The 25,399-nt window shown below is 67.0% G+C and carries 20 protein-coding genes and 14 pseudogenes; 11 read left to right on the top strand and 23 right to left on the bottom strand.

The window, feature by feature from the left end; translation table 11 throughout:
• Positions 1-77: 77 nt before the first annotated feature.
• The 3 genes and pseudogenes from OG435_RS48235 to OG435_RS48225 form a co-directional block, all read right to left on the bottom strand.
• A pseudogene (locus tag OG435_RS48235) lies at positions 78-1,028 on the bottom strand (IS256 family transposase); the annotation flags it as partial.
• A gap of 91 nt (positions 1,029-1,119) precedes the next feature.
• A pseudogene (locus tag OG435_RS48230) lies at positions 1,120-1,884 on the bottom strand (IS5 family transposase); the annotation flags it as partial.
• Positions 1,885-2,108: 224 nt separating this feature from the next.
• Positions 2,109-3,197 (bottom strand): hypothetical protein, encoded by a 1,089-nt coding sequence (locus tag OG435_RS48225; protein WP_266888100.1) that lies wholly within the window; start codon positions 3,195-3,197, stop codon positions 2,109-2,111.
• A 292-nt stretch (positions 3,198-3,489) separates the two neighbouring features.
• Here OG435_RS48225 and OG435_RS48220 point away from each other — a divergent pair.
• Positions 3,490-4,187: pseudogene (locus OG435_RS48220) on the top strand (ISL3 family transposase); the annotation flags it as partial.
• 28 nt (positions 4,188-4,215) lie between these two features.
• Here OG435_RS48220 and OG435_RS48215 read toward each other — a convergent pair.
• The 6 genes and pseudogenes from OG435_RS48215 to OG435_RS50890 all read right to left on the bottom strand — a co-directional run.
• A pseudogene (locus OG435_RS48215) lies at positions 4,216-4,374 on the bottom strand (integrase core domain-containing protein); the annotation flags it as partial.
• A 34-nt stretch (positions 4,375-4,408) separates the two neighbouring features.
• Positions 4,409-5,260 (bottom strand): IS5 family transposase, encoded by an 852-nt coding sequence (locus OG435_RS48210; RefSeq protein ID WP_266875534.1) that lies wholly within the window; start codon positions 5,258-5,260, stop codon positions 4,409-4,411.
• Between the two features lie 113 nt (positions 5,261-5,373).
• Positions 5,374-5,508, bottom strand: a pseudogene (locus OG435_RS48205) (IS3 family transposase); the annotation flags it as partial.
• 7 nt (positions 5,509-5,515) lie between these two features.
• Positions 5,516-6,886, bottom strand: coding sequence for an IS30 family transposase (locus tag OG435_RS48200; RefSeq protein ID WP_430625874.1), 1,371 nt, complete (start codon positions 6,884-6,886; stop codon positions 5,516-5,518).
• Positions 6,887-6,947: 61 nt separating this feature from the next.
• Positions 6,948-7,286: pseudogene (locus OG435_RS50895) on the bottom strand (DDE-type integrase/transposase/recombinase); the annotation flags it as partial.
• A 215-nt stretch (positions 7,287-7,501) separates the two neighbouring features.
• Positions 7,502-7,810 (bottom strand): annotated as a pseudogene (locus OG435_RS50890) (transposase); the annotation flags it as partial.
• Positions 7,811-8,478: 668 nt separating this feature from the next.
• On the opposite strand from OG435_RS50890, the gene OG435_RS48190 reads away from it, so the two are divergent.
• A protein-coding gene (locus OG435_RS48190; RefSeq protein WP_266888201.1) for an IS5 family transposase occupies positions 8,479-9,269 on the top strand; the annotation gives its coding sequence in 2 pieces (ribosomal slippage) (positions 8,479-8,800 and positions 8,800-9,269; 792 coding nt in all).
• Here OG435_RS48190 and OG435_RS50295 read toward each other — a convergent pair.
• Both OG435_RS50295 and OG435_RS48185 read right to left on the bottom strand, forming a co-directional pair.
• Positions 9,264-9,542 (bottom strand): annotated as a pseudogene (locus OG435_RS50295) (transposase); the annotation flags it as partial. The gene OG435_RS48190 and the pseudogene OG435_RS50295 overlap by 6 nt on opposite strands.
• A 117-nt stretch (positions 9,543-9,659) precedes the next feature.
• Positions 9,660-10,493, bottom strand: a complete 834-nt coding sequence (locus tag OG435_RS48185) for a transposase family protein (RefSeq protein WP_323188060.1) — start codon at positions 10,491-10,493, stop codon at positions 9,660-9,662.
• Between the two features lie 290 nt (positions 10,494-10,783).
• Here OG435_RS48185 and OG435_RS48180 point away from each other — a divergent pair, with 290 nt between their 5' ends.
• Entirely contained in the window at positions 10,784-11,803 is a 1,020-nt protein-coding gene (locus tag OG435_RS48180; protein ID WP_266888096.1) for an FUSC family protein, read from the top strand.
• 136 nt (positions 11,804-11,939) lie between these two features.
• Positions 11,940-12,122, top strand: a complete 183-nt coding sequence (locus OG435_RS48175; RefSeq protein ID WP_266888094.1) for a hypothetical protein — start codon at positions 11,940-11,942, stop codon at positions 12,120-12,122.
• A gap of 299 nt (positions 12,123-12,421) precedes the next feature.
• Here OG435_RS48175 and OG435_RS48170 read toward each other — a convergent pair whose 3' ends face one another.
• Both OG435_RS48170 and OG435_RS48165 read right to left on the bottom strand, forming a co-directional pair.
• A complete protein-coding gene (locus OG435_RS48170; protein WP_266888092.1) occupies positions 12,422-13,939 on the bottom strand; it encodes a sodium:solute symporter family protein in 1,518 nt (505 codons plus the stop codon).
• Positions 13,936-14,079, bottom strand: a complete 144-nt coding sequence (locus OG435_RS48165) for a DUF3311 domain-containing protein (protein WP_430625882.1) — start codon at positions 14,077-14,079, stop codon at positions 13,936-13,938. Before OG435_RS48165 ends, OG435_RS48170 begins: the two co-directional genes overlap by 4 nt.
• Before the next feature lie 315 nt (positions 14,080-14,394).
• Between OG435_RS48165 and OG435_RS48160 the strand changes: the two are divergent.
• The 3 pseudogenes from OG435_RS48160 to OG435_RS48150 form a co-directional block, all read left to right on the top strand.
• A pseudogene (locus OG435_RS48160) lies at positions 14,395-14,679 on the top strand (IS630 family transposase); the annotation flags it as partial.
• A 749-nt stretch (positions 14,680-15,428) separates the two neighbouring features.
• Positions 15,429-15,880, top strand: a pseudogene (locus OG435_RS48155) (transposase); the annotation flags it as partial.
• Positions 15,871-16,361, top strand: a pseudogene (locus OG435_RS48150) (transposase); the annotation flags it as partial. The pseudogenes OG435_RS48155 and OG435_RS48150, both read left to right, overlap by 10 nt.
• A gap of 578 nt (positions 16,362-16,939) precedes the next feature.
• Here OG435_RS48150 and OG435_RS48145 read toward each other — a convergent pair.
• From OG435_RS48145 to OG435_RS48115, 7 genes and pseudogenes are all read right to left on the bottom strand, one after another.
• Positions 16,940-17,221, bottom strand: a complete 282-nt coding sequence (locus OG435_RS48145; RefSeq protein WP_266888089.1) for a hypothetical protein — start codon at positions 17,219-17,221, stop codon at positions 16,940-16,942.
• Positions 17,222-17,230: 9 nt separating this feature from the next.
• Positions 17,231-17,395, bottom strand: a complete 165-nt coding sequence (locus OG435_RS48140) for a hypothetical protein (RefSeq protein WP_266888087.1) — start codon at positions 17,393-17,395, stop codon at positions 17,231-17,233.
• A 504-nt stretch (positions 17,396-17,899) separates the two neighbouring features.
• Positions 17,900-18,337, bottom strand: a pseudogene (locus OG435_RS48135) (IS6 family transposase); the annotation flags it as partial.
• Between the two features lie 32 nt (positions 18,338-18,369).
• Positions 18,370-19,223: pseudogene (locus OG435_RS48130) on the bottom strand (IS3 family transposase); the annotation flags it as partial.
• 5 nt (positions 19,224-19,228) lie between these two features.
• Positions 19,229-19,369 (bottom strand): annotated as a pseudogene (locus OG435_RS48125) (IS6 family transposase); the annotation flags it as partial.
• 170 nt (positions 19,370-19,539) lie between these two features.
• A complete protein-coding gene (locus OG435_RS48120; protein ID WP_266888085.1) occupies positions 19,540-20,031 on the bottom strand; it encodes a hypothetical protein in 492 nt (163 codons plus the stop codon).
• Positions 20,032-20,117: 86 nt separating this feature from the next.
• On the bottom strand, positions 20,118-20,456 hold the full coding sequence (locus OG435_RS48115; RefSeq protein WP_266888083.1) for a hypothetical protein: 339 nt from the start codon (positions 20,454-20,456) through the stop codon (positions 20,118-20,120).
• 788 nt (positions 20,457-21,244) lie between these two features.
• Here OG435_RS48115 and OG435_RS48110 point away from each other — a divergent pair.
• Positions 21,245-21,433, top strand: coding sequence for a hypothetical protein (locus tag OG435_RS48110; protein WP_266888081.1), 189 nt, complete (start codon positions 21,245-21,247; stop codon positions 21,431-21,433).
• A gap of 257 nt (positions 21,434-21,690) precedes the next feature.
• On the opposite strand, the gene OG435_RS48105 is transcribed toward OG435_RS48110, so the two are convergent.
• Complete coding sequence (locus OG435_RS48105; RefSeq protein WP_266888079.1) at positions 21,691-22,137, bottom strand: hypothetical protein; 447 nt, start codon at positions 22,135-22,137, stop codon at positions 21,691-21,693.
• A 320-nt stretch (positions 22,138-22,457) separates the two neighbouring features.
• Between OG435_RS48105 and OG435_RS48100 the strand changes: the two genes are divergently transcribed.
• The gene (locus OG435_RS48100; RefSeq protein ID WP_430625873.1) at positions 22,458-22,652 is read left to right on the top strand and encodes a hypothetical protein; all 195 of its coding nucleotides are present in this window, start codon (positions 22,458-22,460) and stop codon (positions 22,650-22,652) included.
• 524 nt (positions 22,653-23,176) lie between these two features.
• Here the strand turns inward: OG435_RS48100 and OG435_RS48095 are convergent.
• Entirely contained in the window at positions 23,177-23,695 is a 519-nt protein-coding gene (locus OG435_RS48095) for a hypothetical protein (RefSeq protein WP_266888077.1), read from the bottom strand.
• A 103-nt stretch (positions 23,696-23,798) separates the two neighbouring features.
• Here OG435_RS48095 and OG435_RS48090 point away from each other — a divergent pair, with 103 nt between their 5' ends.
• The gene (locus OG435_RS48090) at positions 23,799-24,107 is read left to right on the top strand and encodes a transposase (RefSeq protein WP_266874686.1); all 309 of its coding nucleotides are present in this window, start codon (positions 23,799-23,801) and stop codon (positions 24,105-24,107) included.
• Complete coding sequence (locus OG435_RS48085; RefSeq protein WP_266874687.1) at positions 24,104-25,021, top strand: IS3 family transposase; 918 nt, start codon at positions 24,104-24,106, stop codon at positions 25,019-25,021. Before OG435_RS48090 ends, OG435_RS48085 begins: the two co-directional genes overlap by 4 nt.
• Here OG435_RS48085 and OG435_RS48080 read toward each other — a convergent pair whose 3' ends face one another.
• Positions 25,022-25,339, bottom strand: a complete 318-nt coding sequence (locus tag OG435_RS48080) for a hypothetical protein (RefSeq protein ID WP_266888075.1) — start codon at positions 25,337-25,339, stop codon at positions 25,022-25,024. It lies immediately after the preceding gene.
• Between the last annotated feature and the right edge of the window lie 60 nt (positions 25,340-25,399).

Raw genomic sequence — 25,399 nt, 5'->3', positions numbered from 1 at the left:
GCCCGCGCCTGCTCCTCTAACCACCCCAACCCGCCACAACACCGACCGGCTCGCACGACCCCGGAACTTGCAACCGCCCTGAGGATCGCCGGGTACTTCTGTCCCCATTCCTCGCAGAACTCGAGGAACCTGCTGGTGGCCGCGTCCTCGGTCGGAGCGGTGTAGACCGGCTTCAAGGCTTTGGCGATCTTGTCCCAGCCCTGGCGGCCTGCATAGCGGAACGAGGCCCGCAGCAGGTGGACGACGCAGGTCTGGACGACGGTCTGGGGCCAGACCTCCCCGACCGCGTCGGGCAGACCCTTCAGCCCGTCGCAGACCAGCATGAGGACGTCCTCGACGCCGCGGTTCTTCAGCTCGGTCAGGACCCGCAGCCAGTGCTTGGCCCCTTCTCCTCCTTCGCCGCCGGCCCACAGGCCGAGGATGTCGCGGTGGCCTTCGGCCGTGACCGCGAGGGCCATGTAGATGGGGCGGTTGGCGACCTGGCCGTCGCGGATCTTCACGTTGATGCAGTCGATGAACACGACCGGATAGACGCCGCGGTCGAGGGGACTGGCCTGCCATTCGGCCATGCCGTCCATCACCGATTCGGTGATCGTGGAGATGGTCTGCTTGGAGACCTCGGCTCCGTAGACCTCGGCCAGATGGGCTGATATCTCACCGTGGGTCAGGCCCTTCGCGGAGAGTGACAGGACCATCTCGTCGACGCCGGTCAGCCGGCGCTGACGCTTCTTGACGATCTGCGGCTCGAACGCTCCCTCGCGGTCCCGCGGCACCTCGATCTCCACCGGACCGACATCCGTGAGAACGGTCTTGGAGCGCTTCCCGTTCCTTGAGTTGCCGCCGTTCTTACCGGCCGGATCGTGCCGGTCATAACCGAGATGGTCCGTCATCTCGCCCTCGAGAGCGGACTCCAGCAGCCGCTTCGTCAGCTGCTGCAGCAGCCCGCCCTCGCCCGTCAGCTGCAGACCCTCGGCCTGAGCCCGGGCCACGAGCTCGTTCAGGAACCGGTCATCCACGCCCGCCGACACGGCCTCCGCCTCGGACGGTGTCGCTATGTTCTCGCTGGTCACAGGTGCAATCCTCCATGATCGGAGTTACACCGTTTCTTTTACAGTCCCGGGTGGATTCGGCGGTGAGTCTGCGGGTCATGAGGTTGACCATCGCGAGGTGGATCATGGCTTCGGAGCGGTGCGAGTGGGCTTCGTAATCGCGGGCCAGGCGGCGGTGGTTCATGAGCCAGCCCAGGGTTCTCTCGACGGCCCAACGGCGCGGTAGGACGGTAAATCCCCTGGTGGCGAGGTCTCGGCGGACGATGTGCATGTCGATGCCGAGGGTGGCGGCGTGCTCGACGAGGTGCTGGCGGTAGCCGCCGTCGACCCAGGTCTTGCGGACCGTGGGATGCTCGGCGGTGACCAGCACCGTCAGGAGGAGGCCGACGGTGTCGATGACGATGCTCCGCTTGCGGCCCACGATCTTCTTCCCGGCATCGACGCCCTGCTCGCCGGCCGGGACGTTGGCGGAGGTTTTGATGCTCTGCGAGTCGATGACACACGCGGTCGGCTCCTCCTCGCGGCCTTCCTGCCTGCGGACTTGCCGGCACGGGAGAGTGTTGAGCTGGTCGAAGACGCCCTCTTCCTGCCAGCGCGCGAAGTACGCGTAGACCGTGTTCCAGTGCGGGTAGTCGTGCGGCAGGTAGCGCCAGGGGATCCCGGTCCGATTCACATAGAGGACCGCGTCCAGCAGGCTGCGCAGGTCGTGATCCGGAGGCCGGCCGATGTCCAGGCCGCGGCCGCGGCGCTCGGATCGTCACGCGGTCAGGACCGGCTCGACCAACTCCCACCGGGCATCCGACAGATCGCTTGGGTATCGACGGCGTTCAGGCATGATTCCGAGCTACCCGTCTACGGCCTGGTGGGTCCGGGCGCAGATACCGGCGCCCGAACCACACGGCGCACAACACGGCGTCTTGGGATGAAACAGGAGCAGCCAGGCCAACACGGCGACTGAATCACCACTCACACATCATCACTCACACCAGCCTCAACAACCCCAGAGCAAGCGAAGACCAGACCTGCGTAAAGCCGTGCAGATCTGGACTAAACGCCCTCTTACGGGACCGGCGTGAGGGTGGCGCCGATGCGGGGGAAGTAGACGTGAGTGATGCCTTCGTAGCCGGAGTCGGTGCCCACGACCAGCCAGAGTCGTCCCTGGGCGTCGGAGGTGGCACTGAGCGGCTTGTCGGTATTGTTGAAGTGCTTGAGTTCGTAGGTGTCGTCCTCAAGGCCCGACGGCTTGATCAGGTTGCCGAGCACGACTGCGTCCTTGCCGTCCTCCGACTGGTTGCCGTGGTCGAAGTTCGCGCGTAGCAGGCCCGCCTCACGCACGGTTGCGGGCTTGATGGAGACGGCGCCCGCCTTGACGTACACCGAGCCGCCGGGGTCACCACCGATACCTACACCGCTATAGGCATTGGTGGCGATGTCGAAGTCGTAGTCGATGCGGTAGTTCGTGTTCGGCTTGATGCCGTGCCGCGGCCCGAGTTCCTTGGTCGCGAACATGGCGAGGTCGTCGCTGCGGTTGTGTCCGGTCATGTGAAGCGCGCGGCCCATGGCGTCCAGTGGCGCGGGGATCTGGTCGAGGCCGTAGTGGAGTTCGAAGTCCTCCAGGGGACTGTCGGCATGCACGTCGGCGATGAACTGTTTCCAGCCTTGTTCCGACTCGGTGAAGGCGTCGTCTATCAGGACGGGCTCGGCGGACTTCTGGTCGTGTGAGCGCGTGACCGATGCCACGATGTCGGCTGTCTGAGGGGTGGCGAAGCTGCCGTAGCGCACCTCGATGCGCTGCTGAGACCGTGAGGGGTAGGAGAACTTGACCTGCCGCCAGTCGTCGACCTCCGTCGCGGCCGTGTCACCGCTGAGCCAGAACGACCCGGTGACGCTCCGTTCGGACGGATCGTAAAGGAAGAAGACCTCCCCAGGCCGGCTGGAGACGTTCGGGGGGCCGTCCAATGCAAGAACCCTGATGCTGCCGGCCTTGGCGGGAACAGTGGTCTCGACGAGGTGTTCCAGAACGTACTTCTTCCCCTGCACCACCCCCAGACCGCCGGTGCCGAAAGCAGCCCTGGCAGTGGAGGTGTTAGCCTGCGGCGGAGCCGTCTCCGCGTCCGCCACGGGAGCCCACAACAGCAGTGCACCCACAGTGGATGCACCGGCAAGTAATGCTGCCGTTTTCATGAATGCCTCAACTTTCCGAGAAGCCTTTTGCCGTCACCTGATTCCTGATGTCCATTCAGGAGGCTTCGGCACGAGGGGAGATCGTCCCGCTTCACGGGCGGGACCACCTCCCCCGAAGGTCGAGCACGGAGACTCCCCCATTCGGCACGTTGCCGAGCTGCTGATGGTGTCCTTCTTCGTGGTGTAGCCGATCAGTGTGGGGGGTCTGTACGGTCAACGACCCTGTCTCACAGTGGCGTAGGTCGTTGATGTCGGTGTGGAGAGTCTCAACGAGCTGGTGGCGACGGTGTTTTCGGGGATATCCCCGCTGGTCATCGAGAATGTGGTCGACGAGGGTGAACGCGTTGTAGTGAGGGTACGGACTCCGGGAACGACCGCGGTCTGCCCGATGTGCGGAGAGTTGTCGGGGCGGGTCCACGGCTATCACTGGCGGACGGTAGCCGACCTCCCGATCGACGGCCGGCGGGTTGTGGTCCCCGTGTCCGGGTTCGGCGTCTGGTGTGTCCGACCCGCGGCTGCCGTCACACCTTCCGCGAGCAGCTGCCGGGGGTGTTGGAGCGATATCAGCGGCGCACAGCCCGCCTGAACAGGCAGGTCAAGGCCGTGGTCAAGGAGTTGGCGGGCCGGGCGGGATCGCGTCTGCTGGCGATACTCGCGATGGGCCTGTCGCGTCACACGGCCTTGCGAACCCTGCTACGTGTTGCGCTGCCCACCGAACGGGTGCCCCGCGTGATCGGTGTCGACGACTTCGCCCTGCGCCGGCGGCACCGATACGCGACCATGGTGATCGACGCGGAAACGCATGAGCGGATTGACGTGCTGCCCGACCGGACAGCCGGCACGCTGGAAGCGTGGCTGCGCGAGCATCCGGGCGTCGAGGTCGTATGCCGCGACGGCTCCACTACCTACGCCGAAGCCATCCGCCGGGTCCTGCCCGACGCGGTGCAGGTCAGCGTGAACCGTTCCGGGTTCGGTAGAGATCTCAGATAGTGGTTGTGACCTGGGGTTTCGTGGTCGTGAGGTAGTAGTTGTTCTCGTACTCGACGGGCGGGGCGTGGCCTATCTCACCGTGCAGGCGTCGGTGGCAGTACCAGTCGACCCACTCGGCGGTAGCGAGCTCGACCTGAGCGAGGGTCTTCCAGGGCCGCTGCGGCTTAGACCGACCGGCAAATGGATCACTTGAGGCGTCGGGTGGTGGGGCGGTCGGCCCAGCGGTAGCGGCTCGTTGCTCGACGGATGAGCATGCGGAGCGTGACGAGGGCGGCGGCCAGGTACAGGTAGAAGTCCACGATGCTGCCGCTCTTCTCTGTGCAGCGCCGCAGCTTGCCGTAGTCGTTCATCCACGAGTGCGTGCGCTCGACCACCCAGCGCTTGCCGGCTTGGATCGGGGCTGGCACGCCCTTACGCGCGATCTCGGCCGTGAATCCCAACTCGGCTATAAGCGCACGGGACGTGGTGCTGTCGTAGCCGCGGTCGAGGTTGACGTTGACCGCCGTCGGCATTGCGCCGACCTGTGCCTTCGCCGCCTCCAGGGTGGGGCCCAGCAGGGGTGAGTCGTGCCGGTTCGCGCCGGCGGAGACGATTCCGATCGGGACACCGCAGGCGTCGGAGGCGACCGAGCGTTTCAGTCCTTGCTTGCCCCGGTCGACCGGGGAGCGTCCCGCCTTCTCACCGCCGGACGGGGCCTTGGTGATGCAGCCGTCCACCGAGATCTCGCCCAGCCCGAGACCGATCATCCGGTCGTGCGCCTCGAGAGCCAGTGCGTGGACCTTCTCGGATATCCCCAGTTCAGACCACTCCTTGACGCGGCGTCTGATGGTGCGGTCGGAGCATCCGGGGGTGGAGATGCGCTCGTAGCCTGAGCCGTGGACCAGCGCGAGCACGACGTGCTCGAAGACCGTCCGGTCAGCGATCCGGCGGCGGTGGCAGCCCAGCGGGTGGTCCGCAGCGAACTCTCGCCGGGCGGGCAGGAGGGCGGAGAACTGGTCCCAGAGGGGTTCGAGCAGGCAAGATGGCAGCGCGGGCACGGCCGTCCTTCGTGATCACTGAGCGTAGAGAACTCCATGATCACGTGGACCCGTGCCCGCACTGCATCCACCGCGCTCGATCACTCGACAGAGGCTGCCTATTGCCGGTCGGTCTTAAGCAACTCGGTTTTGTAGAGGCCGACGGTCGATTCCATCAGGGCGTTGTCTAGCGCGTCGCCGACCGTGCCGATGCTCGCCGCGAGGTCGGCGGCGTCCAGGTGCTCGGCGAGCCGGAAGCTCGTGTATTGCTTGGACTCAACCGGTCGTTGCAACACAGGCCTGTTGGAGCAACAGTACTTGCTCGTTGAGTGCCTCGGCTGGGGTCTTCCAGCCGAGTGTCTTGCGTGGTCTGGTGTTCAGTGCGTGGGCGACAGCTTCGATGTCCTCGGCGGACCAGCGTGAAAGGTCGGTGCCTTTCGGGAAGTACTGACGCGGGAGCCCGTTCGTGTTCTCGTTTGTGCCTCGCTGCCATGGGCTGTGTGGATCGGCGAAGAACACAGGGATACCGGTCTCGATGCGGAACTGCGTGTGTGCCGACATCTCCTTGCCGCGGTCCCATGTCACAGAGCGCCTCAGCTGCTCGGGCAGCGTCGACATCGTGTTGGCGAGTGCGTTCTTCATGGAGATCGCTCCGTAACCGGCCAGGGCGGGGCCGTTCTTCGTTCGGGGGATTGTCCCGACCAGCATCGTGAACCGGGTCGACCGCTCGACTACGGTGCCGATCGCGGAACGCTCCAGCCCGATGATCAGGTCCCCTTCCCAGTGGCCGGGAACAGCACGGTCCTCGACCTCGGCGGGCCTCTCGCTGATCAACGCTTCCGGCGTCACGTGCGCCCAGGTCTTCCGGCGTGAACGCGCCCGCGGCGCACGCAGAGCGCGACCGGTTCGAAGACACAGAATGAGCTCGCGTTTCAGCGCTCCGCGGCCCTGAATGTAGAGGGCCTGGTAGATCGCCTCGTGGCTGATGCGCATGGACTCATCATCCGGGAATTCCAGCTTGATCCGGTTCGCGATCTGCTCCGGACTCCAAGCCTGGACCCATGCCCGATCCGCGCGATGCGGCTTGTTCCGTCCCGTCCAGTTGCCTGTTGCAGGACCTGCGATAGCCCTGCCGCATGGCGTGCTGATCTGACCGGACAGTCGCTCCTGGACGTAGGCGTGCAACCGCGGGTTGGCAACGAGCTTTGCCGCTTTCGGGCGGCGTGCAGCCATGTCGGCTTTCCACTGGGCAACGGACGCCCGATAGTCACGCCTGCCGGCTCTCGTGGCCGCGTTGCGCCTCAGTTCCCGGGAAATCGTTCCAGGATCACGACCGACATCTCGAGCGATCTCGCGCACTCCTTTGCCCTGGGCTTTGAGAAGCGCGATTTCTTCCCGCTCGCGAAACGACAGGTATCTGCCCGAAGGCGGCTTCGGATCGAACGGTCGCATGCCGCCACACTGGCGGTACCAGCGCGTCGCGACCGCCGGCGCCACGCCGACGACGGCCGCGGCCTCCTCGGCAAGAAGGCCCTTGGCGATCTCCGTCCAGAACGCCGCCTCGACATGACGCTGGTACTTCGGATGCCCCGGAGACCTCAACTTCGGACGCACCGCCCTGTCCGCTGCCTGCTGACGACGAACCACCCCACACCTCCACGATCACGAGGTGTTGCGACGACCAGTTGAATCCGCCTTGCGACCCGGCATCCGTGTGGTGGATCAACTCGCCTCGAACGTAGGAGTGTTGGTCGCGGTCGCGCTGCCACAGGGCCATCTCCAAGGCGTCCAGGACGAGCTGGGTTTCCTTCGATGTGGCGGCGGACCAGCCGACGATGCGGCGGGAGAAGGTGTCCACGACGAAGGCGACGTAGACGACGCCGGCCCAGGTCGCCACGTGCGTGAAGTCCGCGACCCAGGTGCGGTTCGGGGCATCGGCGACGAAGTCGCGCTCGACGCGGTCCGGCGCCCGCTCGGCCTTCTCGTCGGGGATCGTGGTGATCACCTTCTTGCCGCGGACGACGCCGCTGATGTCCAGCTCACGCATGAGCCGCTCGGCGGTGAGTTGTCCTTGAATCCCTGGTGGATCAGGGGCTTGAGTTCCTCGTCGCGCACGGTCCGCGCGGAGGGTTCGGCGAGCCGTTTGCGGTGGGCGTAATAGGTGGAGGGGGCGATCTTGCAGTCGTGCTCGGTGAGCGTCCCGCAGACCGGCTCGACGCCGCCGAAGCGGTCCCGGTGCTCGTCGATGAACGCTACGAGCGAAGATGTGGCCGGTCGAGTTCGGCCGCGAAGAAACTCGCCGCGGCCTTCAGGATGTCGTTCGCCCGCTTCAGCTCGGCGATCTCTTTCTTCATCGCCCGCGGATTCCTCGCTGGTCACGCCGGAGCGGGCACCAGAGTCGATCTGGTCCTGACGGACCCACTTGCGCAGCGTCTCGGTCGAGCCGATGCCGAGCATCTCGGCCACGGCCTTGATCGCGGCCGACTCGTTCGGGTAGTCGCTACGGACTTCGGCGACCATGCGGACCGCTCGTCTACGCAGCTCAGCGGGATAGGAGGAGGGGCGTGCCATGACTCGATCCTTTCACGGATTCGAGTCTCCATTCGACCCGGGGCGGTTCACTTTCGTGACGGTCCGCCGGTTTCTTCGGCGGGCCGTTTCGGGTGTTCGGATGGTTGGTGGTTCCCTGATGTGTGCACGAACAGGAAGCCATGCCATACAAGGGTTTACCAAAATATAAGAATGAGCCTGGCGTCACAGACATCGAAAACAGAAGCCGGACGGAATCACCAATGGAAATGAGTTTCCCGCGCCTCATTTTGGAAGTGCTCGAAAGTTCCGAAAATGAACTATACAAGTCGCTTGCACGAAGTGCCGCATCACACATAATCGGGCCAGGGGTCTACAGTTTTGCGAGCGTGAAAGTTTGCTCGAGAATGTGTTGACTCCATATTCCGAAACGGGATACGGCTGCCTGACGATGTAGGAGTATGTGGAATACTACGAGATGCAGACCTCTCAGGTCACCCTCACCGTCGAGATGATCGAAATATTCTTCACGGCTCTCACGGGGCGATGGAAACGGGCGTCTATAGAGAAAGGCCAATCCGGTACTTATCGCACTGTCCCGAAAAAGACATACCTAAGAGCTCGTAACACGATCTTGTTGAGGTGCGCTGGTCGGGCGTGACCGGTCTGACGATTCGGCCGTTTGTGATGCTGTGAGCACTCGGCCGTAGATCGTGGACGACGACTTGTGGGCGCTGATCGAACCGTTGCTGCCGCCCTGGCCCGAGCGGGCGCCGGGGCCGCGGCCTGTGGCGGACCGGCTCTGTCTCCAGGGCATTCTCTACGTCCTGTGCAACGACATAGCCTGGCAACTCCTGCCGCTGGAGCTGGGGTTCGGCTCCGGACAGACCTGCTGGCGCTGCCTGGAGCGGTGGCAGCGGGCAGGAGTCTTCGACCGGCTGCACCGCATCCTGCTCGCCGGGCTGAACGCGGCCGGCCGACTCGACTGGTCGCGGGCCTGCGTGGACGGCTCCCATGTCCGCGCGAAAAAGGGGGTGCCGACACCGGTCCGTCGCCGGTCGACCGGCGCAAGACAGGCAGCAAACACCACCTGATCTGCGACGGACGCGGCACCCCGCTCAAGGTCATCACGACCGCGTCGAACGTCAACGACGTCACCCAGACCCTCGCCCTGGTCGACAGCGTCCCACCCGTCGCCGGCCGCCCCGGTCGTCCTCGAAGGCGCCCAGAAGCCCTGCTCGGAGACAAGGGCTACGGCTCCGATCCGAGCCGCGAAGAGCTCCGCAAGCGGCGGATCCTGCCTGTCATCTCCCGCAGGGGCGCCCCGAACATCAAGGGCATGGGCGAGCTCCGTTACGTCGTCGAGCAGACCTTCGCTCTGCTCCACCAGTTCAAACGACTCGCCGTCCGCTGGGAACGCCGCACCGAGCTCCACGACGCCTTCGTCTCCCTCGCCTGCAGTCTGATCTGCTGGCGACGCCTCAAGAAGGCCTGCTCATGATCGTGTTACAAGCTCTAAGCGGACGGCGGTGTTGACGTAGCCGGCGAGCTTGAGCGTGCTGCGGATCAGGTCGCGGAGGGCGGCGATTACGGCGGGCGCGTTGTGGGCCCTGACCTGGGACTTGTCCTCGTTGAAGGTGACATCGCGGCACCAGTGGACGGTGTTCTCCACGGTCCAGTGCCGACGGGCCCATGATGCGATCTCGGCTGCGTTCGCTTCTTCGGCGGGCAGGTCGGTGATGGCGTAGACGGTCTCGCTGGACCGCTTTTCGCCCCATAGAGACGGCGTCTGCGCTGGATGGGCAAGAACTGGGCCGCGTGCGGGAAGAGCAAGCCGTCGACGGTGACGACCTGCACGAGCCGCTGCTCGTGACGGCCAGGGCCCCGGGCGTCATCCCGGTGGATCATGGGGATCTCCTTCCAGGGCAGGGCATGGAGCTGACGGGGCCTGGCCGCGCTGGTTGTTCTTGATGGTCAGCAGGTAGTGAGCGCCGCGTTCGCGCAGGTATGTGGCGTGGTCGCGTTGGGCGTGGAGGGCATCGGCGGTAACGACCACCCCTGCGAGGTCCGCGTCGTCGATTCCGTCGAGGAGAGGTGCGAACTCGGGGATCTCGTTGGTCTTCGCGCCGATCTCGCGGGAAGCGAGAGTGAGAATGTCGCCGTGACGGACGGCGGACAGGACGATGATCCGGCTGCCGTCCGGGCGCTTCGCGCCGCGCAGGCACTTGCCGTCCACCGCGATCGCCCGCAGCCGGATTCGTACCGGCTCGGCGCGGGCGGCCGCCCGATGGGCCCGGTGCTGTTCACGCTCGGCGCCACCGTCGGGCATCACCGGCTCCGGCCGGCGGGCCTGTGCGGACAGCAGAGGCCGGAGGTAGTCGTAACCGGCCGCGCCGATCTCACCGGGATCGAGCCGCCCCAGGACCCTGCGCAGGGTCTTCTCGCTCGGCACCCGGTAGCGGCCGAGGAGTGGGTGGTATGGCAGGCCGAAGGCGGCCAGTTCCTCCGACGTCGCACGTCGGCACCACTCCGCTGCCGCGGTGATCGAGTCGTGGCCGGACGGAGTCATCGCGCAGACCACCACGGCCAGCAGCGAGGAGAGCCGGTAACGCACCCCGAACGCCCCTCTCGGGTCGGTGACCGACTCGAACTCGGCGACCAGGCAGCGGACTTGCTCCTTGGCGGCGCCCTCCCCGAGGGGTTCCAGGCAGGGCGCATGAGGCACGGGGACAGCAAAAGGGGATGATGGAGGAACGAACACGGCACCCTCGTGGATCTTGCAGCATAGAGAACTACATGATCCACAGGTGCCGTGTTCACCTACTTCCGGGGTCCACCATCGAGATCAACACCCCAGACCGGGACGATCCAGGCACTCGCCGGGGCCCTGCGTCCCATCTCCACCCGGATAACGTGACAGCGCCCACCGGGGCGGTTCACACGGCCGCGGACTCACGTGCGCCACACTGCTCGTACAGTTCCTCAACGACACGGCGAAAGGGACGGATGAGCAGCGTGGGTACCACCCGTGCGGCGCGCCCGGGCCGCGTGCGCGAGATCGCAGCCACGGATGGCCCCACCGCGGCGCGGATCCTCGTCACCGGCGTAGTCGGCTGGCAGGCCGCCCTCTGGCTGGGCGCCGACAGCCCGCCGGTCTACGCGGCCATCGTGCCGCTCGTGGCCCTGCGTGGGGATCCCATGAGTGCCCTGACCGTGTCGTTCCAGCGAGTCCTCGGCGTTGTCGCGGGTGTGCTGCTAGGCATCACGGTCCTCAACCTGATGCGTCCTTCGACCGCTGCCCTGGCCCTGGTGCTGGCTGTGGGTCTGACCCTGGGCATGATCCTGCGGGCTGGAGGCCTGAACCTCCAAGTGGCCGTCTCATCCCTGCTGGTCTTCGCCAACCCCTCCCCCGACGCGTACGCCTTCCACCGCCTGTGGGAGACAGCAACCGGGGCCGTGGTGACGATCCTCCTCGCCCCCCTGCTCTGGCCCCCCGACCCCCGCCGCTTCCTGCCCGTCCTCGTAGAGGACTGCCGTACGCGCCTCATCCAAGGGATCGACGGTTCTGTGGCCGCCGTGGGCGCAGGCCTCGTCCTCGCCCGCGAGAACCTCGCCGCCGCCACCGAGCACTGTGCGGCGGTCCGCGGCCACGCCGCGCGGGCCCAGGAGGCCGCGCGCCTCATGCGTTTCAACCCCCTGCATCGCCGGCACCGAGGGGAGGTGCAGCGCCTGGTCCTCGCCGTCGAGACCGCCGATCGGCTGGCCGTCCACGTGTCGGTGCTGGCCCAGGATGTCGCGGCGTTCGCCGACCGGCTCGACCTGGCCTCCGTCCTGGCCGACGCCCGGCCCCGGCTTGCAGAGATCGCCGCCCCCACGACCCAGGCGATCGTTCACGCCTTGTCCGGTGCGGACCCACAGTCGGCCGTGGCCACCGCTCGGGGTCTGCTCACCGCGTACGTGCACTCGGACTCTCGCCCCGCCGTGGTGACCCTGCGCCGCCCGTTCCTGCGCATCCTCGACGACCTCGGGGCCTGACCCTTGCTCGTGGACACCCTGATCATTGGATTGTTAGATCCGAGGAACAGGAGTTCCCGTTGGGGACGTCGAAGTACAGCCTGAGTTCCGGGCCGATGCCGTCGCGCTGTACCGGGCCACGCCCGGAGGCAGCTAGGTGTCGGTGGCCAAGGACCGGGGTGTCCACCACGAGGCGTTGCGTGTCGGGGTGCGGGAGGGCGAGCAGGCCGCCCGGCCCGGGGCAGGTGAGGCCAGCGCGATGGAGAAGGAGAACCGGCAGCTGCGGGCGCGGGTGAAGGAACTCGAGCTCGAGCGGGAGACCCTGCGGAGGGCCGCGTAGTATTTTGCGGGCGAAACCAGCTGGTGAGCAGCCGACGTTGTCAGGTTGATTGAGTTTCGGGGCATTGTCACGTTATCGAAATTGGCGTGACCGCGTCAGGAACTCTGGGCGCCTCCGAGGTATCCGACACGGAGAATCTCTCGCCCGACGACGCAATCCGGGGCGCTCACCGAAAGATCTACTGGCGCGTCCATGCCATGCATCGATAACGTGACAGCGCCCCTCAAAGGAACCGGCCCACACCTCGTGCACTACCGTGGCCGCTGCGGCCACCGCGTTCTGATTCGTCGTCACACAGCTCAGATGGAAACGTTGCGTGTCCAAGCCAGGACTTCTGAATCCGGCCTGTCGTCGTCATCGTGACGTTGTGTCGCCTTCCTCGACGCGGTGACCGCGAGGACGGTGAGCAGGTTGGCAGCGAGGCCGATGAGGCCAGCGTTCACCCCGGCGAGGGGGTCGTTGCCCGTGGAGACCAGGATGAACACGAACAGAGCGCCCACCACCAGGCCGGACACCCCGGCGGTGAAATGCAGTCCTCGCCACAGGAGCCCCAGTACGACCAGGGGAAGCAACTGAGCCATGGCTTCGCACGAGACCAGCGACAAGCGGACCAGGGTGCTGGGGGCCAGATAGGTCGCCGCCAACGCCACCGCCCCCGTGACGAGTACGACCGCCTTCGCGCTCTGGTGCTGACGGGTGTCGGAGATCGTGCGAAACAGGAGGGGCAGTACGCTGCGCCCCCACATCGTACCGATCACCAGCATGAAGACCGCCATGGGTACCAGCGCGGACAGCGCGGCGGCCACGCCCACGATGCCGACCACCCATGCGGGCAGGCCGTCCACCACCAGCCGCAGCAGGGCCTGGTCGGTCTCGGTCCCCGTGAGGCCCGGCACCACAAACAGGGCGGTCATACCAAGCAGCATCGGCACGAACAGCAGCAGGTTATAGAAGGGGAGCCACGTCGTGTTGAGCCGCACCACATCGGCGTCCCGCGCCGCCAGCAGCCCGGCGACCGTGCTGGGGAACACCATCAGGACCAGAGAGTTGACGACCACCGTCGTGACGAACCAGGTCACGCCGAGTTCTCCGCGGCCGTCGGCCCCGGCGCCGTGACCCGGCAGGGTAAGCCACTGCGCGTAATCGGCCGCCACCTGCTCGAACAATCCTCCGAATCCGTCGAAATAGTGCCACGGCAGGTAGGCCGCGAGGAAGAGGAGGGTACCGATGACCAGCGCGTCCTTGAGGACCGAGACCCAGGCGCTGCCGCGCAGCCCACTGCCGATAATGAAAGCCGTGCTGACCACGAACGCCACGGCGTAGGACCAGTTGATGCTCACCGCACCGTAGGTGACCGTCGAGACGACGACGCCCATACCCATGATCTGCAACTGGATGTAGGGCAACATGAATACGGTCGCCGTGACAGCCACTACCGCTCCGAGCCAGGGACGCCGGTAGCGGTGGGCCACGATATCGCTCATGCCGATGAGGTGATGGGTGTGCGCGTACTTCCAGAGCAGTGGTCCGACCAAATGGAGGACAGCGAATCCGCAAGACATGTACGCGACGACGTACAGCACCGGGACCCCGTAGGCGTATCCCCACCCGGCCGCACCCAGGTAGCTGAAGCTGGTGTACCCTTCGCCCGCCAGCAGCACCCAGCTCAAGAGCGGCCCCATGCTGCGGCCGCCCAGCGACCAGTGCGCCAGACCAGTGCCGGCGCCGGAGTCCCGGCCCCGGGCCGCGAGTAGCCCAAGGACGACGGCCAGGACCAGGAACGCGGCCAGCACGGCCGTGGCGACACCGGCCTTCAACGTGCGCCCCGCTGACCAGCCGCCAGGATGGCAAGGGGCGTGGCCAGAGTGGCGCACATGATCCAGAACATGAGGAAGGGCACACCCCCCACCGCCGGTTCTGACCTGTTGACCCAGGGCAGTGGCGCCAGGAAAAGCACGTACGGTACAAACAGCCAGAGCAAGCGGTAGCGGCGCAATTCAATCCCCGGGATTCCGTGATCTTCGCCTCACGGCAAGAAGCGCCATTGAAGCGTACGTGGTAGGCCACGGTGTGGAGGCAGCGCCCGTGCGCTACCTCGATTCACGAAAAGGGCACTGTTGCGTTATCGAGATTGGCGTGGCCACGTCAGGACATCTGGGCACCTCCGAGGTGTCCGACACGGAAAATCTCTCGCCTGACGATGCGATCCGGGGCGCCCAACGAAAGATCCACTGACGCGTCCATGTCATACATCGATAACGTGACAGCGCCGCCGGACGTGAAGAAGTGGCTGCTGGCGCACCCTCGCTTTCACCTGCACTTCGCGCCGGCGAGTGCGTCGTGGCTGAACCTGGTGGAGCGTTGGTTCGCCGAGCTCACCCCGAAGAAGCTCAAGCGCGGAGTCCACCGCTCCGTCCAGGCCCTCGAGCGCGACATCCGGGCCTGGCTGACCGACTGGAACGACCGGCCCAAGCCCTTCGTCTGGACGAAGACCGCCGACGAAACCATCGACAAAGTCGCCGCCTACTGCCACCGAATCTCTGACTCAGGTCACTAGACCACCCCAACCTCCGAAGAGTGGATCTGAGGCAGCCTCTCGACCGCTAGCGTCCGCCTTGCCGGTACACCGGCACCCCCTCTCCAGCTCAATGGCGCGCTGGGGAGGGCTGCGCTCCCGGCAGTCGGCGCCAAGATCCCGAACGTGCGCCGACGGCCCTCCGGGGCGCTCCGCGGCGGCCGCCCTTATCGCTTCGGTCGGCCGCCGCAAAGAATCACAGAGCACTCCATTGGCCACAGCGGCCCCGATGTCCCCCTGTCCGCCGGGCCTCCTCCAGGCGGACGCTCCGCGACCAGGCCGGGACTAGACCATTAGCCACATCTCGGTCCGAAACTCCCGTCAGAGTCCCGCGTCGCATAGGTTCAACGAGTTGGCCAGGTCAAGGCGTTCACACGGGCCGTGGCCAGCATCACCGCGCCAGCGGCTACGTCAGGGGCCGCTGGGCGCGACCTGCGGCACGCCCATTCCCCCGTGCGTGGACCGCAGGAGCGGCGGCTGGGCACCTTGGACGAGGGTGACGACCCCAGCCGCCGCCCCCACACTTCCGCTCCACCGCAAGCCCATGGCGGCATCGGAACTGATCGCGCTTGGGCGGCAGATCGAAGAGCTCGAGCGGCCGAAGGCTAACCTCGCGCTTTCACGAATAGGTCCGTCCGAAGCGTGATCAAGAAGGAGAGGAATGCCTCTGACCTGGGACGATGGGGCTTGTCTAGGGTCCTGGTCGTCGTCAAGAAAGCTGCACTCCTCAGGTGAAGAAGAGCATCGGGTCGTACCCGCGTGTCCGTGTCGAGGGCGGTGGCCGCGGAGTGGTCTCGCAGGCCGGGTCGGCGCTGATGGCGGAGACGGTCCGCAAGATCGGGCTGGATCAGTCGATATCGGCGGCTATGGCGCCCTGGCGGAAGCCGCGGGCGGTGCACGACCCGGGGAAGGTCCCGCTGGATATCGCACTCGCGGTCGCGATCGGCGGGGACGGTCTGGCCGATGTGGGTATGCTGCGGGCCGAGCCGGGTGTGTTTGGGCCGGTGGCCTCCGATCCGACGGTCTCCGGTCTCGTAGACACCCTCGCCGGGGTCGGACCGAAGGCCCTGACTGCAATCCGGGCCGCGCGGGCCGAAGTCCGCGAACACGTCTGGAAGGTGGCCGTGCCGCTGCCCCGGATGCCGGCGGGCAGATGACCGTAGACATCGACGGCGTGCGTGTGCCGACTCCGTGAACATGCGGACCCTGAAAAAGGGGACCTGACAGGTCCGAATCCTGTCGACCGGGGCAAGTTCGGATCGAAGATCCACTCAACCACCGAGCGGACCGGTCTGCCCCTGTCCATCGACATCTCGGGCGCCACCCTGCACGACAGCCAGGCCCTTGAGCCCCTCGTCCGCGGCATACCGCCCATCCGATCCCGCAGCGGACGCCGACCACGCCGACCCGGCAAGCTTCACGCGGACAAGACCTACGACTACGCCCACCCGCGGCGATGGTCACGTGAACGCGGAATCAGGCACCGCATTGCCCGCCAAGGCGTTGAATCGTCGCAGCGGCCGGGCAGCCACCCCTGGACCGTCGAACGCACCATGGCCTGGCTCTCCGGCTGCCGCCGCCTACACCGCCGCTACGAACGCAAAGCAGAGCATTCCCTCGCCTTCGCCAGCATCCTCATCTGCTACCGCCGACTCACCAAATGAGATGACTTCTCATGGGGTGCAGGGCTGGTGCCTCACGAGGTGCTGGCGGAGGCTCCGAGGCGGCCGCCAGCCGGTAACGGGGACGGGCACGAAGACCACCTGCGCTGCACAGGCTGCTGCCCTGGTGGCGAAGGGTGCAACGCGCTGCTGCCCGGGTGCCGGAGAGCGATGACATTCGGAGGCGGCACCCATCCGGAACAGCGCCCGGTGGGACGGAGTGCCGTCTACGCCGATCACCCTCCACCAACCGGCCGCCACCCCATAGACCGGCGGACCATTCAGCCCAGGAAGCCCACCACCAGGCATGATCCATGCATATGGTCATCGAGCTGGCCCGGTCACGGCATGCACACCCGGGTAAGGCCAGCGACTCCGCACCGGCGGCCAGGTCAGGGGCTGCTGGGTGCGACCTGCGACACGCCCACTCCCTCGTGCGTGACCGCAGGAGCATCGGCCGGGCCCCTCACTCCCCCGAGGGGCCCGGCCGGCCAACAACACCGCCCCGCCTGGAACGGCAGCCCTGGCCCAGGCGGGGCGGCCCAAGCAGCCTCAGGCCCCCCATCTTCCGCCTATCTGGGCTACTCGCCGGGCTCTGTGTGACGGACAGCTTTCTTCGTTGCGGCCTCAAGCTGCGCCCGGTCCTGGCCGGTCGCCGCCGCATGATCGGCTACCGCGGCCTGCACGTCGGCCGCCCGCTCCCGCCACGCATCCAATGCCGCATCCCAGGTCTGATGCTGTTCATTCGTCCAGCCGCCTACCTGGGTCGGCCGCCCGTACCGTTCCGACAGGGCCTTGAGCTGGGCGTGCGCATCCGCGGCCCGCTGCAGGGCCAGCAGGTCATCGTTCAGTTCGATTGCCACGGCCGGATCCTAGGCGGCAGGTCTGACAGTGGCCCGGATCGCCGCGGACCACTCCTCGAGCAGCTCCTCGTACCGCGCCTCGCCAGCCCGGCCCGCGGCGACGAGCACCCGGATCTCAGCATTGACCTCGGCCGCAGAGCGCACAGGGCTGCGGTCGGGAGGGGTGGGGGACATGGTCCACAGGGTACCGGTCAGTACCGGAAGCGCAGCCGGTCATCACATGACAAGCTCCAACCAAAACCGGAGACCGCACCCTCCCGGAGCACACCATGCCCAAAACACAACCCCAGCCCGCCCTCCCGCCCCTCAGCGGGCTCAGCGAGCGGCAAGTCCGCGGCACCGCCTGCGTTCACTGCGGCATCCACCTCGACAACGGAACCGCCATCGACCTGGGTGAGCGGCACATCAACCGTGCCGGCGTCCGCACCCGATGGTTCCCACGCGCCTGCCCACCCCACGGTATGCACCCGTAGACCCCGCCTCTCCGGCTGCGGCGGGAGGGGGCGGGTACTGGCAGCCTGGATCGTGTTCACTTCAACAAAGTTTCGAGCTTACGTTCGAACCGGCGGTCGTCAACTCCCCGCAAGTGCACGACCATTGTGGCCGGTGCTGTCACGTTGTCGAGGGCATTGGTGCCTGATGGCGCACCAGGGCATGGGGGCCGCTCTGGCTCTTCGCTCAGGCTGTGGCGGGGATGCCGGTGGCGCCGGTGATCTGGTTCCAGATGGTGAAGCGGACCCCATTTCGAAGCGGTGCCGGCGGTCATCAGATGGCGGCGGGCCCGGAAGTGGGGTGAGATCCCGTGAACGCGGACAGGAAGCGTTGCGCTCCGCCGACGGTGCGGAAGCCTTTCATCGCGCGTTCCCTCTGCCTGGTGGGCTGGTGGGAGTTCTCGGCCCGGTTGTTCAAGCCTTTGTGGGAGCGGTGCTCGTCCGAGGGCAACACCTCCCGGTGCGCCGACTGGTAGGAGCGGAGCTTGTCGGTGACGACCACTCTCGGCACCTGTCCGGTGGAGGTGAGGAGTCGGCGGAAGAAGCGCCTGGCCGCGGCCTCATCCCGCCGGTTCTGGACCAGGATGTCGAGGACGTTGCCGTCGGCATCGACGGCCCGCCACAGTGAGGTGTCCCCCGGAGTGTGGACACGGGGGTTCATGCTGCGAGTGTGGGTCTACGGCCTCGCTGGTGCTGCTGTTCGAACTCGGCGGGTGAGAGGTAGCCAAGGCTGTGGCGCCTGCGGGTGTTGTAGTAGGTGAGCCACTGGAAGATCTCCAGCCGGGCCTGACGGACCGTCGTCAACGCTCCCCGCAGAGCTTCCTCTTCAACCCGTGCCAGACGCTCTCCGCGAGCGCGTTGTCGTAGCTCGACCCGACACGCCCCATGCTCCTGCGGATGCCGAAATGGTCGCTGACCTGGGCGAACGCCGCGGAGGTGTACTGCGAGCCCCTGTCCGCAGGGAAGATCACTCCCTCGACCCGGCCGCCGCGGGTGGCCACCGCCATCGTGAGCGCGTCGGTGACCAGCTCGGTCCGCATGTGCGTGGCCATCGAGTAGCCGAGTACCCGGCGCGAGCAGATGTCCAGGACGCAAGCCAGGTAGAGCCATGTGCCGCCGAACTGCACGTATGTGATGTCGCCGCACCGCTTCTCGTCCAGGTTCCCGGCGGTGAAATCGCGTCGGACCAGGTCCGGGGCGGGCGGGGCGAGCCGGTCGGGAACGGTGGTGCGCCTGCGCCTGCGCCTGCGCAGGTGCCAGCCCTCGATCCCCTCGCGGCGCATGAGCCGTTCGACGCGCTTGCGGTTGACCGTGTGCCCGAACCCGCGCAGTTCGGCGTGGACGCGGCGCGCCCCGTAGGTGCCGTTGTGGCTGGCGTGGATCTCGCGGATCTCCGCGACCAGGGCGTCGTCGTCCGCGCGGCGGACCGCACGGGCCTCGGCGCCGGCCAGCCACCGGTAAAAGCCCGAGCGCGAAACCCGAAGGACACGGCATATCCGCTGCACGCCGAAGTTTAGGAGACGACGATGCCCCGCTCGAGCATCAGCTCCTCGACCTCACGGATGGAGAGAGGGAAGCGTAAGTACGGCCACACACAGTGCGCGATGATCTCCACCGGGTAGCGGTGATTCGCGTACGACGGGACCACAGACGGCATGATCGAACCCCTCCCTGGCCGGACGACCCGAAGATCATCCCACCCCGCCACCGACAACGTGACAGCACCTACAAGGCAGTTACCGGGGTCCCCCGCAGATCCTGTCCGAAGCGCGCGTCCCCTGGGGCCGTCCTCCGGGGCCGGGGCCGGGGCGGGGCCCGCCGGGGTCGTCAGCCGGTACAGCCCTGGACCGCGCCCGGCGGAGCACAGTTGTCGGGCTGGTTGTGGCGCACCCGCGACCGCTCCAGCGCCACCGAGCCGCCGCTGATGGCGAGGATGCCCCCACCTCCCGGACCGGGTGACAGAGTTGCGGTGTTGCGCTCCACGAACGAGCGGATCAATGTCATGACGGAGTCCACGTCGGCTGTGATGCCGGCGCCGCTCCCCGCTGTGTTGGCGTACACCCTGGTGTTCGACAGCGAGGCGGTGCCGGTGTTGAAGACGCCCCCGCCCTGTGCGGCGGAGTTGTGGTGCACCGCCGAATCGGACAGCGTGATCGTGGTGTTGCCGACGAAGTCGTTGAAGATGCCTCCGCCGCGGGCGGATGCGGTGTTGTCACGCACAGTGGTCCGCTTCAGCTTCGTGGTACCGCCGGCCCCGTTGGAGATACCGCCGCCGAACGAGGCCCGGTTGTCGCGCACCGTGGAACGGGTCACCGTCACGCTGGCGCCTTGGTTGTGGATGCCGCCTCCCAGACCTTGGTCGGGAGGACCGGGACTCACGACCCGGGCATAGCCGTGGACGATGTTCAGGTGGTCCAGCAGCACCTGGACGGGGCCGTTGAGCTCAATGAGTTTCCGTCCAGGACCGCGCCCCGGCGGCCGATCAGGGACAGGTCCTTCTCGATGACGAAGGGGCCGACGCAGGTGCCCTTTACCTCCAGCCGGGCCTTCGGAGCGGCGGCTGCGATCGCTGTCCGCAGGGCCCCGGGGTCTTCCCTGCAATTGACCAAGCGGGTACCGGCCGGCTCGGGGGTGGCGACGCTCCCCACGGCCGCCCCCGAGCCCACCGCCGTCAACCCGACCGTGGCTGCCACCACCGCCAGCGCCGCTCTGCCGCTTCGCCTCACCGAGTCCGCCTCATACATGTCCGGCTCCTTCCGCTCCGTTGGGGGCCGGCCGACGTGCCGTCCCGTCGCTGCTGTCCGCCGGGGCACCCCCGGGTGCCGACCCTGTGAGGGGGACCGTTCCACACGGCTGGTGCGATGTACCCGGACCCGACGCCGGGTCCCCTCGATCGGGGCACGGCACCGCCTCAACTGGCCCACTGCTGGGGGGCAGTGCTGGTGAGTGGCGAAGAAGCACGAAGGCGGTGTCAACTGCTCGGTCGGCTCGAGGGCTTCTCGTTGGTGTGGCCGGCTCATACGAATTGCCTGCCGAGCGGCCGTCGAAGGCGATCCCGAACGCGCTCATGGCCCCTTCCCTGCAGCCGGGGCGCGGCCCACCGTTGAGGACGACCGGGCTCGCCGGGCCCTCCTCGAAATAGCCACCACGGATGTGGGGCGACGGGGACCGGGTGCGCGCCGACACGCCGGGCCATCACCGTGATCGTCTTGCTGTCTGCCGCTCGGTGGGAGTTCCCGCAGGGCCGCAGCCAGCCCGGCGCGACCGAAGGGAGGGAGCCGCCGGGCCCAGCGCGTCGGCCAGCAGGACCGACTGACAAGGGTTCCTTCAAGTCTCGGGATGGGTGGGGCGTCATTGTCTCTGGCCGAGACGATGCGCGTACGGCGCCTACGTGCGGTCCGGTGAGGCGGCGCGCCGTGCCCAACGATGTGTTCGGCAAGCGGCCGCCGTCCCACCGCAACGCGGCGTGGGAGGGCGATCACAAACACCTGGCCGTCGAGGTGGACCTGGAGGAGAGCTGGTCACTCCGTGGGTGACGTGGTTCATCGACTGCGCACACAAGGTGATCACCGGAGCGTCAGTCACCGCGCACGCGCCCAGCAGGGACGGGGTGCTCACGGCGCTGCGGGTCGCGCTGGTCCGTGACGAGGCGGTGTTCGGTCCGGTCGGCGGGCTGCTAGGCCCCTTCTACCCTCCCGCGGTCACACCACCGACAACGTGACAGTGCCGGGCTGCGGGATCCATGCCTCCAGTGCTGGTACTTCGCCTCTTCGTGTACCGGACCCTTCCGGCTGCCATCGGTGCGTACGGACCGGGGCAGGACCCAGCAGTCGACGGCCATCCGGGCCGCCTGGCCCAACGCGGGTGGGTGTCCGATGGGGACAGCGGAGCCGGCGACACGTCACCCGGTGGCGCCCGGCCGGGCGCCACCGGGGTTCTGGCGATCAGAGGTTCGGGCGATACCGGCGGATCACCGGATCACTTGGCCTCCAAGTCGCTCCTGATCATGGACACCGCGGAAGCCAGGATGCCGATGGCCCTCTGCACCTCGCGGATGCCCTCGTTGGTCTGGGGCTCGTCCTTCTGGTCGACCCCGGCGACACACGCCTTGCTTCCCTGCTCGAAGTCGGTAAGGGCTTCCGCCCAGAAACCCTTGGCCTTCTCGCTCGGAGGGGTGCCGTACTTCTTCGCCTTGGCCACCGCTGCCAGCAGCTCCTGACAAGCGGTGCGCTTGTCGTCCATCACTTGCATGCTCGCCGTGTTGACCTGGCTCGAGCTGTCGGACAGCGCCTTGACGCTGTCGTCACCCCCCGAAGACCACCAGTCCTCCAACTCCTCGGCCGGGCTCGAGGAGCAGCCGACGAGCAGCACTCCGGTGGCGACGGTAGCAGTGGCGACAGTGAGCAAGCGGACGCCGAAGCGCATGGGACCCCCTATGTTCGAATCCCATTGATGTTGCCAGGAACCACCTTGCCGGGTAGGGCCAACGCGCGAACTGCCCATCGCAAGCGCTCCCGCTGCCCAGCGGCGGCCTCCGCCGGCCGGCGAGGCCTTCTCGATGACATCGACGCGACCCGAACCGCTTTCTCCGCGGCGTCCACAGCTTCTACCGCCGGTACTTCGCCTACGGCGGGTGAGGAAGGGCGCGCTCGTCATCTGGGCAGTGGAGGCGCTGGCACACCGGGCGGTGGGGCTTGGTCCGGGTATTGGAAGGGCTCCGGGCTCACGATGAAAAGGCTGTGGAAATGCTCGCTATTCCGCAGGAGAACCAGAAACGCATCGTCGACCCGTCGCCGTCCATCGGCCAGGCACCCGCCGACGACGAGGAGGAGACCCGGCTGCTGCTCCGCTTCGCGGCCCCCCGCGACCCCGTGATGATCGCGAAGTGGGTCCGTTTCCAGGTCTTCGACACCGAGCGCCAGGACTGGCAGCGCGACTAGGCCAGGCCCGGCTCTCCTACCGCCGGGCCGAGGAGATCTTCGAGGAGAACACCCGACTGCTAGCCAACCCGCTCGCATCACCCGACGACATCAAGGACCTGGACGGCTGGACCCTTCACCGACTCCGCCACAGCGCCCGCACACACGACGCCGAGAGTGGCACGTCCACGCCGATGCTCTAGGCCTGTTCCCGCCACGCCTCCGTCCGCGCACTGGAGCGCTAGCCCGCCCCGGCGTTGACGCTGTCGCCCGTCATGTCGCCGAGCGAGACCCCACCGGACGTCGCCGGACGTGACGTCCCTCGTTTGCGGCTGGTGACAGCGTTCTTACCAGCACCCCATGTCAGCTGGGCGGTACGCGACCCCGATGTCGACGCCGCTACGCACACCCGGCGCCCGCCCAGCCCAGCGCGCAGGGCGGGTAGACGATCCGCTTCGCGGACGTGCGGCCACTCCCCCGCCCTCCCCACAAGCACCTTGCCGCGTCCGACGGGTGCCTCATGGCCGAGGAGCAGAGCGCGGCTTTCACGGACAGTGCTGCCAGCTCGCCCGAAGGCGGGGTGCGTCGACCGTACGGGGAACGGCCCTGGCCTCCGGGGCCGCGACGGGGTCCGCACCCCGACAGCGCGAGAGCGCCCGGCACCCAGGCTGACCTGAGCTTTCTTGCTCCGCAGATTTCGGCCTGACCGCGGCACTCGAGGCGGATGGGCGAGTGCCGACGAGTGTGTTGAAGAAGCGGGCGAGCAGGGGCCGGTCGCGGTCGCGGAGTTCGTCGTGGCCGAAGCGGAACACTTCGTAGCCGTGGAGTTTCAGGTCGCGGTCGGCGGCCATGGTGGCGGCGTACTTTGCGCTGTCGGGCTCGGTTCCTTCGTTGCGGGTGTAGTGCTGCATGCCGTCGACCTCCAGCACCACGCGCCGGGTGCCTGGGAGCAGCATGAGGAAGTCCATGCGCAGGTTCGGCATGGCGGGTGCGCCGCGTTGGCGGAGGGTCTTGGGGTCCCAGTGCAGCCATATCTCCGGCAAGAGGGCGGGCACGTCGTTCAAGTGGTCGCGGTTGGCGTGGTGGTAGTGCGAGAACTGAGGTTCCCCCGGGATGCGGAGAGTGTTGACATCGGGTCAGATGGGACTCATGAGAGGACCAGTGGCCATGGCTGCACCCCGGAAATACTCGCTCGAGTTGCGTGAGCGTGCGGTACGGATGTATCGCACCGCGGAGCCGAAGCCCCAGATCAAGAAGCTGGCTGTCGACTTCGGCGTGCATCCCGAGGCCCTGCGCGGGTGGATCCGCCAGGCGGAGGCGGATGCCGGCGAACGCGATGACCGGCTCACCACCGACGAACGCGCCGAGCTCGCGGCCCTGCGCAAGGAGAATGTCCAGCTCAAGCGGGCCAACGACGTACTGCGGACGGCCTCGGCGTTTTTCGCGGCGCAACTCGACCCGACCCGGCCCAGGTGACGGCGCTCGTTGACGAGCACCCGTGCCTGGGAGTCGAGTGCGTACTTCGGGAACTGCACATCCCCTCCTCCACCTACTACCGCTGGCGCCGTGCAGAGGCCGAGCCGTGCGAGCGAAGGCGCCGTGACGTCGAGCTGACCGAGCGGATCAAAGAGATCCACGCGGATTCCGGCGGCAACTACGGCTCGCCGCGGGTACACGCCGTCCTCAAGCGTGAGGGTGTCCACGTGGGCCGCAAGCGGGTCGAGCGCCTGATGCGCGAGGCCGACATCGCGGGGGTCAGCCCACGGCGCAAGGGCTTCACGCGCCGGGACCCGAAGGCCACCCTGGCCCCGGACCTGGTCAACAGGGACTTCACCGCACCGGCTCCGAACCGGTTGTGGGTCACCGACCTCACCATGATCTCCACCGGTGAGGGGCCTCTGTGGCTCTCGGCGATCCGCGACGCCTTCTCCCGCCGGGTGGTCGCCTGGGAGACTTCCGCCCGCGCGGACGCCGACCTGGTGCTGACCACCCTGGAGTACGCCCTCGCGTCCCGCGAGGTCGAGCCCGGCCAGCTGATTCATCACGCGGACCACGGCTGTCAATACACGTCTATCAAGCTCACAACCCGGCTAATGAGAGCTGGAGTTGAAGCGTCCATGGGCTCGATCGGCGACTCATACGATAACGCTCTCGCGGAGAACCTCTGGATGCTCATCAAAACCGAGGGCCTCCGTGGCCGGACCTTCACCACCCGGGCTGAGGCGAACCTCGCGCTCTTCGAGTACATCGATGGCTTCTACAACTCCCGTCGCATCCAGGAACGGCTCGGCTTCCTCAGCCCGATCGAGTACGAAGAGAAGCACTACGCCAACCAGGCGACGGCCGAACCAGCGAACCTGAACACCCGTCAACCCCTCCTGACCAGCTAATCAGCAACTCCCGAACAACGGGGGAACCTCAAACAGGTTCTTCTGTCCTGGGGAGTTTGGTGGCAGTGAAGCCTCCATGCGGCTGTAGAGGGCCCGTGTCGCCTGCTCCTGATCGGTCATCTTCCGGGTTTCCTGCCACCAGGACAGGAGATCTCGCCAGAGGAGTCCTTCTTTGCCGATGGGGCGGTCGTAGACCAGCACCTCGTCGGCGCGTTCGGCTATCTCGATGTCGTTGTCTAGGGCGCTGGTGAAGCGGATGTCGGGCTTGCCCAGGGTGGCGAAGATGAGGGACGCGGCCGCTTCGTTTCTGTCTGCCATGACTCGTCCGATCCGCCTGGCCCACAGGCCCGAGGCCGAGCCCCGGGCCAGGCTTCCACA

The sequence above is a fragment of the Streptomyces sp. NBC_01264 genome (assembly GCF_026340675.1).
In the GTDB taxonomy this organism is placed as follows: domain Bacteria; phylum Actinomycetota; class Actinomycetes; order Streptomycetales; family Streptomycetaceae; genus Streptomyces.
This window is presented reverse-complemented; position numbering and strand designations above follow the sequence as displayed.

Bases quoted from the DNA above. Each gene is read 5' to 3' on its own strand.
- OG435_RS48080 (WP_266888075.1), bottom strand. From the start codon at position 25,339: ATGGCAGACAGAAACGAAGCGGCCGCGTCCCTCATCTTCGCCACCCTG.
- OG435_RS48100 (WP_430625873.1), top strand. From the start codon at position 22,458: ATGCTCGCTATTCCGCAGGAGAACCAGAAACGCATCGTCGACCCGTCG.
- OG435_RS48115 (WP_266888083.1), bottom strand. From the start codon at position 20,456: ATGTATGAGGCGGACTCGGTGAGGCGAAGCGGCAGAGCGGCGCTGGCG.
- OG435_RS48140 (WP_266888087.1), bottom strand. From the start codon at position 17,395: ATGTCCCCCACCCCTCCCGACCGCAGCCCTGTGCGCTCTGCGGCCGAG.
- OG435_RS48105 (WP_266888079.1), bottom strand. From the start codon at position 22,137: ATGCGCTTCGGCGTCCGCTTGCTCACTGTCGCCACTGCTACCGTCGCC.
- OG435_RS48090 (WP_266874686.1), top strand. From the start codon at position 23,799: ATGGCTGCACCCCGGAAATACTCGCTCGAGTTGCGTGAGCGTGCGGTA.